Source organism: Aminobacterium colombiense DSM 12261 (genome assembly GCF_000025885.1).
In the GTDB taxonomy this organism is placed as follows: domain Bacteria; phylum Synergistota; class Synergistia; order Synergistales; family Aminobacteriaceae; genus Aminobacterium; species Aminobacterium colombiense.
This window is the reverse complement of the sequence record NC_014011.1, coordinates 1,904,076-1,918,744: the sequence shown is the minus strand read 5'-3', so window position 1 is coordinate 1,918,744 and position 14,669 is coordinate 1,904,076. Positions and strand designations below refer to the sequence as shown.

Below are 14,669 nucleotides of genomic sequence, written 5' to 3'. Positions count from 1 at the left end.
TTATTGCCAATTCAGAGCGAAGTGGGCAAAGATGGCTGATCCAATCCAAAGAGTCTCTTCATCTATATCGAACCTGGAGTTATGGTGAGGATAGGTTTGTCCTTTGTCAGGGTTGCTCCCAACATGGAAGAAGAAGGTCCCTGGCACTTGCTCAAGGAAATATGCCACGTCCTCCGCCCCCATAGATGGTTCTGGTATTTCCCGAACGTTATCATTCCCCAGAAGTAAAGCGGCAGAGGCTATGAGTTTATTGGTCATGGCTTCATTGTTAATCACCGGCGGCGGGCCTGGCGTATACTCCACCATTGCCTCACCCCCCATGCTTTCAGCCGTAGATACGGTCAGTTCACGAATGCGTTCTTCAACCATCTTTCGTGTGGCTACGTCAAGAACTCGAACGGTTCCCTCTAGGATACATTCGCCAGGGATGATGTTATAGGCTGATCCTCCAGCTATTCGTCCAATAGTGAGAACTGCCGGGTCTACCGGATTTATCTCCCTGCTGAGAATTGTCTGAAGGCGGCAGATAAGCTGACCAGCCATGGAGATGGGATCCACTGTCAGATGGGGGGTCGCTCCGTGGCCCCCCTTCCCTTTTAGCGTAATAAGGAAACGGTCGGCGGAAGCCATCATTCCGCCGCGGGAATATCCAATCTGTCCGACGGAAAAGTCTTTCCAGAGCAGCCCTGTATGAAGGGCAATGAGTGCGTTAACCTTGGGATTTTCGAGCACTCCGTCATCAATCATGGCCTTGGCTCCTATAACGGTTTCTTCTGCTGGCTGAAAGATGAACTTAACGCTTCCCTTCAATTCGCGGCGATGGTTTATGAGCACCTTGGCAGCTCCCAAAGCCATGGCCGTATGGGCATCGTGGGCGCAAGCGTGCATATTGCCATTGGTGGCGGCAAAGGAAAGCCCTGTTTCTTCCTTTATGGGTAGTGCATCAAGATCGGCGCGAATTGCCAACGTTTGTCCAGGAATGTCTCCTTGCAGAACTGCCGCTACTCCGTGTCCCCCAATGCCTTTTTTAATGGATGAAGAAGGGAACCCCATCCCCTCAAGCGCTTTGACAATATAAGCCTCTGTTTCCGGTGTTTCAAGGCCTAATTCCGGATGAGCATGGATATGCCGTCTCCACTCAACAATTTGAGGCAAAATTCTTTTAGCCTCGTCTTTTATGTTTGCCATGATACAGTATTCTCCTTTCCCGAAGTTTTGAATGTAGAATACAGTGTGGCGCATAAAAAGGGGACGGGCTTTAAAGGTCTGTCCCCAGAGTTTTATTTATGTTTTTTCAGCCACTCAATAGCCATGGTGGACATAACTGCCGGGCCAATCCACAAAACGTCTTCGTCTATGGCGAAACGGGAATTATGGTGGGGATAGATCTGTCCCTTTTCCTCGTTGCAGCTGGGGTGGAAGAAGAAAGTTCCTGGAATTTCCTCAAGGAAGTAAGCGATATCCTCTCCGCCCATGGAGGCATTCTTGATTTCCTTTACGTGTTCTTCTCCAAGAATTTCCACAGCTACCTTGCGAAGCTCCTCGGTGACCTCAGCGTTGTTCATTACGGGGGAAGGGCCTTCCCATCCATAACGTAATTCTATGTCGCCACGCATTCCCCGGGCTACTGTTCGGGCGATTTCCTCAATCCGGCTGGCCATAAATTTTCTGGTCTCAGTGGAAAGGGCTCTCACTGTCCCGCTGATGCGGCACTCTCCTGGAATAATGTTGAAGGCCGTACCGGCGTGGATTTCACCAATGGATATAACGGCTGGTTCCACTGGATTCATCTCTCGGCTCACGATGGTCTGGAGTTCAGAGATTATCTGACAGGCAATGCTGATGGGATCTATAGAGCCGTGAGGATAGGCACCGTGGCTTCCCTTCCCTTTTACCAGAATCTCAAATCGATCCATGCAGGCCATAATGCCGCTGTAGTGATAGCCGATGTCTCCCGGCTTAAAATTCTCCTTCCAGATAGCGCCGGTGTGAAGCCCTATGAGCACGTCAGGGCGAGGATCTTCTAAAGCGCCGTCGTCGATCATGCGCTTTGCGCCGCCGTAACCTTCTTTGCATCCCTCTTCGCCGGGCTGGAAAATAAATTTAACCCTTCCTTCGAGTTTATCCTTATTGTCAGCAAGTATCTTAGCCGCTCCAAGGGCCATAGCGGTGTGAACATCATGCCCGCAGGCATGCATGCAACCGTTAGTGGAGGCAAAGGGAAGATCTGCTTCTTCTTTTATAGGCAGACCATCACAGTCGGCCCGTATGGCAAACACCTTGCCGGGCTTTGACCCCTCCAATACAGCCACTACTCCATGTCCTGCTACGCCCTTTCGGTAGGGAATGCCCATCTCGTCAAGGCGTGCACAAATGTAGGCTTCAGTCTGGACTGTGTCCATTTCAGTTTCGGGTATCTGATGAAGATCCCGCCTCCATGTGACTATCTGCTCCTGCAGCGCCAGTGCTTGTTTTTTCATGATTTCCATAAGGGAATACCCCCTTTAATGTTGATAGTATGTTAAGAATTGCATAGTGGGATGCTATGAGGGTTGCTGTATTTTTAATGAAGCAGTCCCTTTTTATAGAGGATTCGCCCCACGAGAATAGTTCCAAATACAGAGGCTACGATGACAACCCATGTCTGTGTCAAAAAAGGCATCCCAATAGCAGGACCTACAATGCGCAGAAGCATGGGAATAGCAATTCCGACAAAGGCCAGTTTAGGGAACTTAAGGGTAAACTGGCCAAAGACAGCACCGAAAATAGCGGCTACAGTGTACTGTTTAAAGGCAATAGCGATGGGTTCGGGGAAGATGGCCAGAAGGGCTGCTCCTGCCACTGCTGCTAAGGTAGTAAAAAAGAGATTCGTAATAACAGAACCAGCCACACCAAGAGTAGAAACGATCTCTGCTTCAGAGGATCCGGCTTCTACTCCCACTACTTCCTGAGCCACAGCAGAGCAAGGCAGACGAAGGTTGCCTATGTTTCCGCTCAAGAATGAGATGTATGTGCCAGTCAAGCCGAGAACGGGATAATACGATATAGGTTCAACAATGTAGAAGGCGCCAAAAATGGCGGCAATCATGCCCCATGCTTTCAACGCCACGGAAACGGGCGGGAAAACTCCAAATTTGATATACAGGAACAAGTTTGGTAAAAAGCACATAAACGTAGGAATTAAAACAGTGACAACACCTATTTTTATAACTGGTTTTTTCCATATATTGTCAAATTCAGCTTTAGATACCATAAGAAGAATCCTCCTTCAAAACTAAACGAGAATGACGGCTACGGCCATTCCAATAAGCATGGCTATTCCAAGGGTATACTCTCTGAGCCACGTTAGTTTTTTAGCAAGGGTCAGCATTAACACCATGCCCAAAAGCCCTCCGATAGCCGCATAAAGAGGACCGCCGCCGCCAGCTGCACCAGCCTTGAGTCCCTTGTACCCGGCCATTATGCTGTTAGAGTTGAGGAATCCGAAGCAGCCAAGCATGGCTGCCCCAGAAACGATGGCAAGCCATTTGGGGTCGCCTCCGCCAATCTTTTCCCGTACGTCTTCAAGCTTATGGGTGAAAAGGGCCGTTACAAGAAGCCATCCTGTGCCGTTAATAGCCATGGTCCACCATGAGGTGGCAAGGGCCATAACGTCATAATCCGCGCCGCCGAACTTTACACCAAGGGCCTCGGCTCCAACGGTAGCAGCAGTAAGTTCTGTAGGTGCCGCACCGATAATTGAAAGTCGAAGCCAGGTTATAGGACCGCCTACTACTGACATCATGCCTACCATAACGATGAAGACAGCAATAGAAGGGCCTATGGCTGAAATGGCGCCAGCCCGGAGACCCTGAACACATTTTTCTCTGGGAAATCCGATCAGGTCTGCAGTTTTGAAAGAAAGACGAATATAAAGGAGAGACTGAATGAGAACGATAACTACGATTGCGATAGCTATTAACCATACACCCCAGCTATTCGCCGCTTGAAGTACTGCTTCTGGCATAAATAACACCTCCATAAAAATATGAGCGACAGATGTTTATAATGAAGAAAAAAGGAAATAAAAGCCTCCCCATTAGCATTGCGGCATAATGACCCCGATACCGCTATTGATAGAAAGTTCTAAATTTTATTTAAACAACAGAGCTTCTGGGAATTTAATTTAGTTTCCTTTTTCACGAGGTGATTTTATACTATGAAACGGGGTGTTTCATCGTCATTTAAGAACATCAAAGGGGATAATAATATGTTTATGGTTACCATAAAAAAGTGTTTATGTAGAGCGATAGAAATACATAGACAATTAAACGTCCAAATATTTGTCCATATAGTATAGTTTTAATGAAAGCGCAACATTCAGGCGTTGCTCGCTGTCATTAACGTCAAATTCCAGAAGGTCGCAGATCTTTCGAAACCTATATTTCAGCGTATTGTAATGAATAGACAGTTCTTCTGCGGCTGGTTTCAGTTGCCAGTTGCACCGAATGATCGTTTCAAGGGTTTCGATGAGCTGGTTTTTTTTCTTTTTATCATGGTCGATGAGCTTTCCAATATAATCGTAGTAAAAATTAACCGCGTCTTTTATATTGTAGAGATTCCCTAGAAGTTTGTACACACCAAGGTCTTTCCAGAAGATGGAGTGTCCCCTTCCGCAGGTTCTTCGAATCATTTCAAGGGCCTTTCGAGCTTCATCGTAACTTTGATAACAACTGAAAACGCTGTCTTTAACACTTCCCACTCCAACTGTTACAGAGAATTGGGTTTTCTTTAGAACTTCCTGCTGTATGTAGGCTATGGTTGCGTTTAAGTTTTTTTTGAAGACCTCATATTCGTTGAACGGCGACGGAAGGATGAAGACTATAGAATCGCTCATCTCTGCATGGGGAACATTGGGAAATTTCATTTTCACCAGAGAGATAGCGATATAGTAAATGCGCTTCTTTATCTCCTCAAGATTGGATACGGCTTCGTCTATTTGTTGTGCGATTCCAAATTGATGTTTGTAATTGTCGATATCTATGACAACGACTGTCTGGGGTCCTCTGAGATCCCAATTGAAGAGCTTGGCCCGGTTCCAGACCTCCTTTTCAAAACGGACATTTTTGAGAAGTATGTCTTGTACAAATTCATCTCGATATCGTTTTTCAGCTTCGCTTTTTGCGAGTTTTTTCTGGATACAGATAAGAAGGGCCGAGATGGCATGGTAAAGGGAGGTTTCCCAGCTCTTTTGAATGTTTGTGGAATCTACATCGAAGAAAAGATACCCATACACTTTGTCCCCAATGGCTACAGTCCGGTTAGGAACCTTTCGAATAAGCCGGGGCAGGTCAGTTTCCCGAATCAGCTCGATAAAGCTGTCAGATTGAGCGCAGAAATAACTTTGCCCGAAAATGGAGTCCACAAAGGCAATGTCTACGTGAATAAAGTTATGGAGGTTGTTGAGAATAGGATCAACCTCTTCTCCATTGATAATGAGTTCAAAAAAAGATTGACTCACTTTTTCTGAAAAACTGAGTTCATGGGCCTGGGCGTTGACAACCCTTGAAAGGACAGGGTTGATAATATCACTGAATGCATAGTCGATGGGAATATCAATAACAGGAAAATGAAGACGGTCAGCTGTTTCCTTCGCACTTGCCGGGAGAGTCTTTAAAAAACGTTCAAATTTGATGCCGATAGCAGCCATACCCCCGCGGCTAAGACATTCAATTATCCGTGCGAGAGAGTCAGGATCGTCTTTAAGAATGTATCCGGAAGTTATGACAAATTCTCCCCCATGAACCCACCTCTGAATATCCGGGGCGTCGAGAACGGTAACAGTGGTTACATAATTAGTGTCAAGGCCGCTTTCTCCGGCAATAACTTTCATCCTGTTCAATTCGGGTATTCGCAGCATTTGACGTACAGTAATTCCCATAAGAATGACTCTCCTCCTCTACTTATTATTGCCCGTTGGGGGACGTAGTTCCATTTTCTCGTTCCGGATATGTTATTGTTGTATCTTCTTCGCCAGGTTTAATAATCTGTTTTAAAAGATTTTCCATAATCTGTTTTTTCACTTGTTCCCCCGGGGTAAGAGAGCTATCTTTTCCCTCCCCAGTGGGGAAAGATAGCTTTATTTTAATCTCGTCCTCATCTTCAGTTCGTTTTTCATCAAGGGGAGAGGGTGAAGAAATGGACGTTGAGTATGCCGGCTGAGATACTTTTAAGTCATACATTTTAATGTTATTCCACGTCCCGGACAGCGTAAAGCTTGCTTCCCGAAAATCCCGAATTGAGGAATAACCTCCGACTAAACCAGATAAGAACCTTTGAAGAAGCAAGGGGTCAGTGATATTATCTCCTACGCTCATGAGGCCGCTAATGGCTCCTAAAAAAGCATTTAAAGCCTTGAGATTTATGTCCCCTACACATTTTAAGTTGATTGGTTGGTTTCCAAGACCTACAGCGCCGCTGGCTGTGAAATAACGATACGTAGTATCCTCTGGATATGCTGCGACACGGCTGCCAGGGAGAAGGTAGACGCTTCTTCCATCAAGGTTGAAATTTGCGAGGATAGTCTGGTAGCGGATTTCGTCATTAGAACTAATCTTTGTAACAAGGGGGAACTCTGAAACCGCCCCCTCTTTTGCAAAGAGAGAACCATTCCCGAAAATAAGTTTCAATTGTCCCATGGTGCCTGATACATTGAGATTCAAAGTGCCCGTGCCGGTAATTTTTCCCTGGGGCGGCAGCCAGTCTGAAGAGGCTTTCTCAAGATCCATATTTTCAAAATTCAAAAAGCCTTCCCAACGAAATTTATGGGGGTCAAAGGATCCGGAGATGGCTCCCTTGCCGTCGTAGGCTTTTGCTTTCCCATCAGCAATGACAACCCTGCCCTCCGCAGTTGTTTCAAAAGGCAGATCGAGGTTAGAAAGGGTAAATCCGTAAAATTTTACCTTAGGGGATGTAAGTATCCCTTTTCCAGAAATTCCTTTCGATGTAATCTTTCCTTCACATAACAGCTGAAGAGTGCCGAAGAAATGTTGCTGCCCATTTCCATTCGCTGTCAATTTTTCAAGGGGCAGCCCCTCTGGGCCGGAGGAAAGGGAAAAAAGCCATCCGTCTGAAGATGGAGATCCCTCTCCAGTAAGGGATAGATTAAACTTTTTATAGATACTGTCGAGAGAAAATTGAATAACCCCATTTTTTTCAGGTTTCGCCATAAGGGCGACATCATTGAGCGCCAGTCCCCCAATGCGTAGCGTGGGCAATGTCCCCTTGACATCCATTACCGGATTTGAGAAGGGGCCTGAAAAGGCAATTTCGCCAGATACAACCCCATCCACCGGGGTGTTAGGATACCATTGGCTTATGATCTTTTGAATATGGGTTGGTGGAATGGTAATATTGATATCCAGTCCCTTTTCAAAAGACAAGAGCCCTGACCCTGTCAATAAAGAGTCTCCAAGGGCTATCTCAGCCTTTTCAATAGAAAGGTCCCTGAGCGAGCCCGCAAATTCCATAGTTGTGCGATCAAGCAGAAGTCCCATAAGGGAAATTTTTTCCCCATCCAGAGTGGCTGTTATCCCGGGGGAGTTCAAGGGGCCTGACAAGGAGAAAGAACTCGATACTTGTCCCTTCAGAGAAGGCCAATTTGGGGATATTTCCGCAAGGCGTGATAGATGGATTTTCTCAACGTTGCCCTCAAGCTGCAAGAAGGGCGTGTCCTTTTGCATGTTGAAAACTCCTGCACAAGAAAGGATTCCGTCCATTATCCTTGCATTGATTTTTGTCAACGCTAATTGTCCCTTCTCATACCGGCCGGATAAAAGGAATTGTTCAAGAGGAACAGTATCAAATATGGAGTTGCTGGTTCCTTGAATGTTTATGTCTAATGCTGCATTTTGCGCCGGGCCTGTTAATTTCCATTCCAGAGAAACTGGTCCTCTCATTTTGAGAGTTTTTATAGCGGGGAAAACTTGTTCAAGGAACGATGGCTGCAATTTTTCTCCTCGCCCTTCAAAGTTTACATAAGTTTCTTCTTCAGAAAACAGGTTTGTAAGATGCCCCTTTCCCTGTATTGGGGTTTTTCCAAGAAAAGCTGAAAAGGAAGATACCGTTGTTACATTTTCTTTCTGTTCAAAGGCTATAGAAAGTTTTTCCAAAAGATTTCCGCCGAGGCGAATCCGTTCAGAGCCAAATTGGCCTGTTATAAAAAAAGAAGAAGAAGGCCCCAATAATTTTATCGTGCCAGCTACATCTCCTTCCAGAGCCAACGAGCGAAGGGGGGCTTTTGTACTACGGATGTTTTTCAGCGCGAGACGAGATGTTGAAAGAGCAAGATCAAGCATTGGATCTTTGCCGAGAGAAACCGTTCCCTCCCCCACAACCCGGGCTTTATGCCATTCCCCATGAGTTTTGACTGTCAGCGTGTTGTCAGGATTGAACGCCACTGTCCCTGAAACATTTTCTAAGGGAATGCCGGACATGGCTGTGGCCGGGCTGGAAAATGTAACAGTGCCATTTTTGTTGCCGCCTTGCATAGCGAGATCCAAATGGAGCGTTTCCAGAGGACCTTGGGCAAACTTCAACCAAGGAAATACTCCGTACCATTTCGAAGGGACAACATCCTTGCCGGAAAGGTCAAAATGGACAAAATTGTTTTGTGCCAGAATGATAGAACCTGTAATGGGAGATTGAAAAGCTTCTCCTTTAATATCTAAAAAACTTATGTTTTTTCCATCCCACGACCAACGGCATAGAGTTTGAGAAAGATCAAATCCGGCAAGGTTTGCCTTTTCTGCGTAAAGGCCACCTTCTGCGACGAGATTAGGCCACCTTCCTCGTATAATCAGACTCGACGCACCCTGACCGGATAAAGAAACCTCCTGCCCTTTTTCGGAAGATGGCAGAGCTTTCTGTATGTCTGCTAAATATATAGACTCTATTTTTCCCGCAAGACCAATTTCATGTGTAAGGCGTCCTGAGAGGCGGAGAAGGCTATCTTCAGTTTTTGCCGTAAGATTTTGCACAGATATCCCATCTTCTCCATATTTGCCGGTTGTTTCTATCTCAATAAGAAGATCGTTAAACTTGCTTTGGATTGTGGCTTCAAATTGATTTCTTTCTAGATGAAGGTGCCCTTTTTCAAGGAAAACACTACCAATGGGAGAGCCGGTTACCCGTCCTTTTTCCATATCCACTTCCAATAATGGAAGGTTTTGAAGTCTATTCCCTTCTTTTGTGTTCATTGACACCCGTGAAAGGGTATCAGCAAAAATAGTAAAGGATTCAATGCGAAGTTTATGAATTGCCGGGCGTCTTGCAATAAGAGAAGAGAGGGACGGACGGGCAAACATCATTTCTGCTTCATAAATGGGTGAAACAGGAGTGGAAAGAGCGAGATTGTAAATAGTATAGCCAGATACGGGATTCCCTTTTATCTCTCCCACCGAGAGAACGCAAGGAGATTCAGGGCCAAAACTTTTTTCAAGAACGGAGCGAAGAGTTTCAGTTCCAAAGTTTATTCCACTAAGAGCGTATAAGGAAACAGCGCCTATAGCAAACAGGGCTGCTAAGGATAGGAAAAAAACACGTCGTTTCTTCATAGTACACCTCGAATCTTCTCATAAAAAGAAGCAATTCAAATCTTACAATACCCTTTTCCAGGTAATTTGTCATCGGCAAGAGTGCTGACAGAATACTAAACAGATAATTTTAATAATTCAAATAAGAGCTGCCCACATATAGGGTCTTCTCTAATTTTTTGATGGTGTGGATAAGTGGATAAGATAGTGGAAAACCCGTGGATTTGTCAACTGTTTAATGAGATTATATGGGATATGTGGATAACTTATCTCTCTGTGGAGAGTTTTTTTAATGCCACTAGACAAAAGCCCTTTAAAAATTAAATTTAATAATTTGTAAAGGATCGCTAATGATCATTTCACTTCCACTGTAACTAGTTTCAACTTTTCCCATAACAGTTAGATTTGCCCCTTTACCCAAGTTAAGATGACGGAATTTGTGTATGTCGCTTTTATAAATGACGAGAAAAAAAGCCCCGTCTTTAAGGAGTATTTTTGAAGGTGTGGATTGCATAGAATCAACGGTAACCGAAGCAAATATAAAATTTCCCTTCAGAAAGGGAAGGAATGTCCATATTTCCTTCGAAGTAAAAAGCCTGTTTGAGGCTTGTCCCCATAGTCCGGCCTTTTCTCTTCTGGCATGGGCAAGGGCCCTTTGAATGCAATGGGTATATTTTTTATTGGGAGGAATAATTAAAGGCATAGCCGCTCCTCTTCTGACAAGCTCCTCGTTAATGAGAAACATCCCTTTGCTGGAATGGCACCAAACATAGGCGAGGAGCCGGCCGTAACGGTCTCTTTTTTCAACATCGAATTCCAGTAAGATATCTCCGAGCTCTAGGAGCTGGCCGTTGAGGCGGCATGCCCTTTCGCTGAATTCCTCTTTTCCATGAAAAGGATGATGGAGTTCCGGCGTATCTATAAGCAAATATCGAACTCGCTCTACTTTCCCACTAGGAAGGGAGACAGTGATCGTATCACCGTCAATGACATTTAAAACGGTAACGGGAATGAGATTGGGCGAAGTATCTGCAAATAGAATAACGCTTTTAAATAGAACAAAAAAAAGAAAAAGAACAACACCTTTTATAAAATTCTTGTATGCCACGAGTAATACACCTGCCTGATTATATTGGGGCAAAATAATCTTTATTTATTTGGATATCTCCTTTGTAAGGGTTATGATATCAGAAAGATATCTGTTTGTTATCGTTAGGAGGATAGCCAGTGTTCCAGCATTTAAATGAAAATATCGTTGCTGAAATAGCGGAACATAACAGAAAAGCTCTAGAAACATATATAGATGGACTGGTGTCATTCTCTGGCAGAGTCCGCCTTACAGGGCCTCAGGATAGAGAGACCCTTTGGTCGGAACATATTCTCGACTGTCTTTATTCAGTTCCCCTCCTCCCCCAGGAGGGAGATATTATCGATGTAGGGACAGGCGGCGGGCTGCCGGGGATGGTGTGGGCCATTTGCCGGCCGGATTTACATATCACCCTTCTCGATAGCGTTAAAAAAAAGTGCGTGGCTCTTGAAGAACTATCGGGTCTTCTCCACTTGAAGAATGTTACCATCATCTGCTCCAGGGCTGAAGAGTTCGCTCTGTCCCGGAGAGAAACATTTTCTCTGGCAGGCGCCAGAGCTGTCAAGGGAGCTGGAGTGTTGCTTGAATATCTCTCCCCTTTTGTTGCTCAGGGCGGGAAAGCCCTTGCCTTTAAGGGACCATTATATAAAGAGGAAATAGAACCCCTGGCTGGTCAGGAGTATCGTCTCGGCCTTTCGGCTCCTGATATTTTCTATTACAGCCTTAACGGGAAGGAGCATTTTCTTTTAACATGGCAAAAAAAGAAGCCATGTCCAAAAGAATTTCCTAGGAAAACGGGAATGGCAGAAAAGAAATTCTGGTGGAGGTGACATTGTGCTTTCTATAGCTGTAACGAACCAGAAAGGTGGCGTTGGCAAAACAACAACGTGCGTAAATCTTTCTGCAGAACTGGGGCGTTTAGGTTACTCTGTTCTTGCTGTGGACATGGATCCTCAGGGAAATTGTACGAGCGGCCTGGGCATAGAGGCGAGGGCTATTGAAGTAAGTTTGTATGATGTGCTATTGGGGGGTGCTTCCGCACAAGATGCCCTAATGGCTACTTCTTGGCAAGGTGTTTCTCTTCTCCCTGCCACAATCGATCTTGCGGGGGCGGAAGTTGAGCTTGCCTCTGTCATAAGCAGAGAGACCTGTCTTCGAAGGCATATGGCGAATCTTAATCAATTCGATGTTGCAATTATAGATTGCCCTCCTTCCCTGGGGTTGTTAACAATCAATGCTCTTGTCGCGGCCCATAAGCTGGTTGTCCCCATTCAGTGCGAGTACTACGCCCTCGAAGGCGTTGGACAACTTGCCCATACTATAGGGTTAGTGAGAGATTGTCTTAATCCTGATTTGGCTGTTGATGGGGTTCTTCTAACAATGTACGATTCGCGAACCCGTCTTGCCAATGATGTTGTTGAGGAAGTTCGCAGGCAATTTGGTGAGATTGTCTTTTCTACCATTGTTCCCCGTAATGTAAAATTATCTGAAGCGCCAAGCCACGCAATGCCAATTGCCTATTATGAGCCAACATGTACAGGTGCCAAGGCGTACATGAACTTTTCCATGGAGGTTGCGGAGCGATGGTTGCAGCAAAAGGAAAGGCATTAGGACGGGGTCTTGGGGCCCTTATTCCTGGGGCGGGCGATCTTGCTGGAGAAAAAGGGAAGCAAAATGCAACAAGCCTTCCTCTCTCTCTTCTGCAGCCCAATATTAACCAGCCGCGGAAAACATGGGATGAAGAAAAATTGCAGGCCCTTGCCGACTCTATCAAGACCCACGGCGTTATCCAGCCGCTTGTTGTTCGAAAAATAAAAGATGGATACCAGATTGTTGCTGGTGAACGGCGATGGAGAGCTGCGCAAATGGCCGGATTGAACGAAGTCCCGGTTTTTTTCTTCGAGGGTACAGAAAAAGATGTTCAGGAAATTTCTCTCATTGAAAATATACAACGGGAGGATCTTTCACCTCTGGAAGTTGCACGGGCCATTCGAGAACTGCTTCAAACCTTTGAGCTCACTCAGGAAGAGCTTGCGGGGCGCATAGGCTGGAGCCGCACCCTTCTCACGAACAAATTACGATTGCTGCAGCTGCCTGAACGGATTCATCAGATGATAGAGAATGGAAGCATAACAGAAGGTCACGGAAGGGCTCTTTTGGCTCTTGAAACAGAAAATCAGATGGAAGCTCTTGCTCTTCGCGTAATGCGAGAAGAAATGTCAGTCAGGAAACTGGAGAAACTGATACAAGAAATTAAAAGAACAGATTTTATTCAAAATAAGACACCATATTCAAAGATTTCTTATTCTTCGCCGTTTATGCAATCCATGGCTGAACGTCACGGAATCAAAATAAAGGTGACGGGAAATGGAGTTAAGAAAAAGCTATCAATTGACGGACTCACAATAGAACAGATTGAAAGGCTGGAAACGCTTTTGGAGGACTCAGCTTCGATTTTATTTCCCGGGAAATAAAAAGGGGGAATTACCATACTAAAAAGAGCTTCTGATCTGATCAACTTCGGAAAAGTCATATCTACAGCTCTCATAATAGCAGGCTATATCGTCTTGGGTTATATTATAGGGAAAAAGTTAACATCTAGAGGATACCCAGCAATGGTAATAGTAGTGTGTGCAACTATAGGGGCCGCTATTGGGCTCTGGCAGGGCTGGATAACATTGCGCCCTTTATGGAAAGCTAATAGCAAAGGTAAAGATAAAAAAACTAAAGGAAGCTAGGTGTAATATTTACATTTACGATTCTCACAAATAATGTTTCACGTGAAACATTATTTGTATTTGTCTATGGGGGTGTTTTTACGTTGGAAAGCATTTTTGCACCATGGAGAATGACATATATAGCAGATGCAGACAAACAAAAAACGTGTATTTTTTGCGAGTTCCCTAAAAAAAACGAAGATGAAAAAAATCTTATTCTCCATCGAGGGACAATGTGTTTTGTCATCTGTAATGCTTTTCCCTATAATCCTGGGCACCTTATGGTTGCTCCTTATCGCCATACGGCAGTTTACGAGGAGTTATCCGATGAGGAGCTTTTAGAAATGCATCGCCTGGGCGGAGTTTGTTTGAAGGTGCTCAAAAAAGTGATGCATCCTCAAGGGTTTAACCTGGGTATAAACCTAGGCAAGGTTGGCGGTGCTGGTTTTGATGGACACCTGCATCTTCATATTGTCCCCCGCTGGAATGGAGATACTAATTTTATGCCAGTGCTCGCTGAAACACGTGTTATAGCAGAGAGTCTAGAACAAACATATAAGAGATTAAGGGATGAGTGGCCTTTGAATGATTGTTGATGAGTTCTGGGAGCCAGCCGAAAATATAAGTGCCGAAATAAAAATAAAACGCTCTATTTTTATAGCCCATATTTCTGTCGCACGGACCGAAGAAGATGCCCGCCAGTTTGTTACCCATATTTCACAAAAGCATAAGCAAGCCACCCATAATTGTTGGGCCTACCGTATAGGGGTCGACCCGCCACACGAATATTCTTCTGATGATGGAGAACCGAATGGCACAGCCGGGAAGCCGATTTTAGGCGCTATACAGCGGTTTGACGTAACAAATACAGTTTTAGTGGTAACAAGATATTTCGGCGGAATCAAGCTTGGAGTCCGCGGGCTTATAGAAGCTTATGGTGAGGCTGCATCCAACGTTCTGGAAAACGCTGGCAAAATAAGAGGGCGCCTGGGAAGCCGCTGCAATATACAAATAGATTACCCTTCTTATAGCGCGTTCTTATACCAGTTAAAGGGGTTGGGGGTCGAAGAAGGCTCTTGTAATGTGACATTTGAAGAGGACGTAAGAGTGAGTTGCTTTGTTCCCCTTTCCCTATGGGGGAGAGTAGAAGCATTTCTTTGTGAAAGTCAAAATAGATCCTTTATAAAAGGATGGAGCAGAGAATAGAAGGTCAGTACAGGTCAACATCTTGGCACTCTTTATAGCCAAAGATTGCTTGAAGGCGGCGCTTTACACCTCCTATGTCAACCCATA

The 14,669-nt window shown here is 45.0% G+C and carries 12 protein-coding genes; 5 read left to right on the top strand and 7 right to left on the bottom strand.

Annotation, left to right across the window (positions count from 1 at the left end; translation table 11 throughout):
- The 7 genes from AMICO_RS09460 to AMICO_RS09430 all read right to left on the bottom strand — a co-directional run bounded on the left by AMICO_RS09460 (position 1) and on the right by AMICO_RS09430 (position 10,680).
- Positions 1-1,188 (bottom strand): M20 metallopeptidase family protein, encoded by a 1,188-nt coding sequence (locus tag AMICO_RS09460; RefSeq protein ID WP_013049235.1) that lies wholly within the window; start codon positions 1,186-1,188, stop codon positions 1-3.
- Positions 1,189-1,280: 92 nt separating this feature from the next.
- Positions 1,281-2,489, bottom strand: coding sequence for a M20 metallopeptidase family protein (locus tag AMICO_RS09455; RefSeq protein WP_013049234.1), 1,209 nt, complete (start codon positions 2,487-2,489; stop codon positions 1,281-1,283).
- Positions 2,490-2,563: 74 nt separating this feature from the next.
- Positions 2,564-3,253 carry a hypothetical protein gene (locus AMICO_RS09450; protein ID WP_013049233.1) on the bottom strand — a complete coding sequence of 230 codons (690 nt, stop codon included), beginning with the start codon at positions 3,251-3,253 and terminating at the stop codon, positions 2,564-2,566.
- Positions 3,254-3,274: 21 nt separating this feature from the next.
- The gene (locus AMICO_RS09445; protein ID WP_013049232.1) at positions 3,275-4,006 is read right to left on the bottom strand and encodes a DUF5058 family protein; all 732 of its coding nucleotides are present in this window, start codon (positions 4,004-4,006) and stop codon (positions 3,275-3,277) included.
- Positions 4,007-4,306: 300 nt separating this feature from the next.
- Positions 4,307-5,920: a PucR family transcriptional regulator gene (locus AMICO_RS09440; RefSeq protein WP_013049231.1), complete on the bottom strand. Its 1,614-nt coding sequence runs from the start codon at positions 5,918-5,920 to the stop codon at positions 4,307-4,309.
- Positions 5,921-5,945: 25 nt separating this feature from the next.
- The gene (locus AMICO_RS09435; RefSeq protein WP_013049230.1) at positions 5,946-9,593 is read right to left on the bottom strand and encodes a translocation/assembly module TamB domain-containing protein; all 3,648 of its coding nucleotides are present in this window, start codon (positions 9,591-9,593) and stop codon (positions 5,946-5,948) included.
- A 292-nt stretch (positions 9,594-9,885) separates the two neighbouring features.
- Positions 9,886-10,680 (bottom strand): thermonuclease family protein, encoded by a 795-nt coding sequence (locus tag AMICO_RS09430; RefSeq protein ID WP_013049229.1) that lies wholly within the window; start codon positions 10,678-10,680, stop codon positions 9,886-9,888.
- A gap of 119 nt (positions 10,681-10,799) precedes the next feature.
- Between AMICO_RS09430 and rsmG the strand changes: the two genes are divergently transcribed.
- From rsmG to AMICO_RS09405, 5 genes are all read left to right on the top strand, one after another.
- A complete protein-coding gene (rsmG, locus tag AMICO_RS09425) occupies positions 10,800-11,489 on the top strand; it encodes a 16S rRNA (guanine(527)-N(7))-methyltransferase RsmG (protein ID WP_013049228.1) in 690 nt (229 codons plus the stop codon).
- 4 nt (positions 11,490-11,493) lie between these two features.
- Positions 11,494-12,270, top strand: coding sequence for a ParA family protein (locus tag AMICO_RS09420; protein WP_013049227.1), 777 nt, complete (start codon positions 11,494-11,496; stop codon positions 12,268-12,270).
- Positions 12,243-13,133, top strand: a complete 891-nt coding sequence (locus AMICO_RS09415) for a ParB/RepB/Spo0J family partition protein (protein ID WP_013049226.1) — start codon at positions 12,243-12,245, stop codon at positions 13,131-13,133. The genes AMICO_RS09420 and AMICO_RS09415 overlap by 28 nt, the downstream gene beginning before the upstream one ends.
- A gap of 347 nt (positions 13,134-13,480) precedes the next feature.
- Positions 13,481-13,972: an HIT family protein gene (locus AMICO_RS09410; RefSeq protein ID WP_013049224.1), complete on the top strand. Its 492-nt coding sequence runs from the start codon at positions 13,481-13,483 to the stop codon at positions 13,970-13,972.
- The gene (locus tag AMICO_RS09405) at positions 13,962-14,582 is read left to right on the top strand and encodes an IMPACT family protein (protein ID WP_013049223.1); all 621 of its coding nucleotides are present in this window, start codon (positions 13,962-13,964) and stop codon (positions 14,580-14,582) included. The genes AMICO_RS09410 and AMICO_RS09405 overlap by 11 nt, the downstream gene beginning before the upstream one ends.
- The last annotated feature ends 87 nt before the right edge of the window (positions 14,583-14,669 follow it).

What these genes read in the sequence shown, in the direction of transcription:
- AMICO_RS09435 (WP_013049230.1), bottom strand. Translation starts at nt 9,593, where the DNA reads ATGAAGAAACGACGTGTTTTTTTCCTATCCTTAGCAGCCCTGTTTGCT.
- AMICO_RS09450 (WP_013049233.1), bottom strand. Translation starts at nt 3,253, where the DNA reads ATGGTATCTAAAGCTGAATTTGACAATATATGGAAAAAACCAGTTATA.
- AMICO_RS09460 (WP_013049235.1), bottom strand. Translation starts at nt 1,188, where the DNA reads ATGGCAAACATAAAAGACGAGGCTAAAAGAATTTTGCCTCAAATTGTT.
- AMICO_RS09440 (WP_013049231.1), bottom strand. Translation starts at nt 5,920, where the DNA reads ATGGGAATTACTGTACGTCAAATGCTGCGAATACCCGAATTGAACAGG.
- AMICO_RS09405 (WP_013049223.1), top strand. Translation starts at nt 13,962, where the DNA reads ATGATTGTTGATGAGTTCTGGGAGCCAGCCGAAAATATAAGTGCCGAA.
- AMICO_RS09455 (WP_013049234.1), bottom strand. Translation starts at nt 2,489, where the DNA reads ATGGAAATCATGAAAAAACAAGCACTGGCGCTGCAGGAGCAGATAGTC.
- AMICO_RS09445 (WP_013049232.1), bottom strand. Translation starts at nt 4,006, where the DNA reads ATGCCAGAAGCAGTACTTCAAGCGGCGAATAGCTGGGGTGTATGGTTA.
- AMICO_RS09415 (WP_013049226.1), top strand. Translation starts at nt 12,243, where the DNA reads ATGGTTGCAGCAAAAGGAAAGGCATTAGGACGGGGTCTTGGGGCCCTT.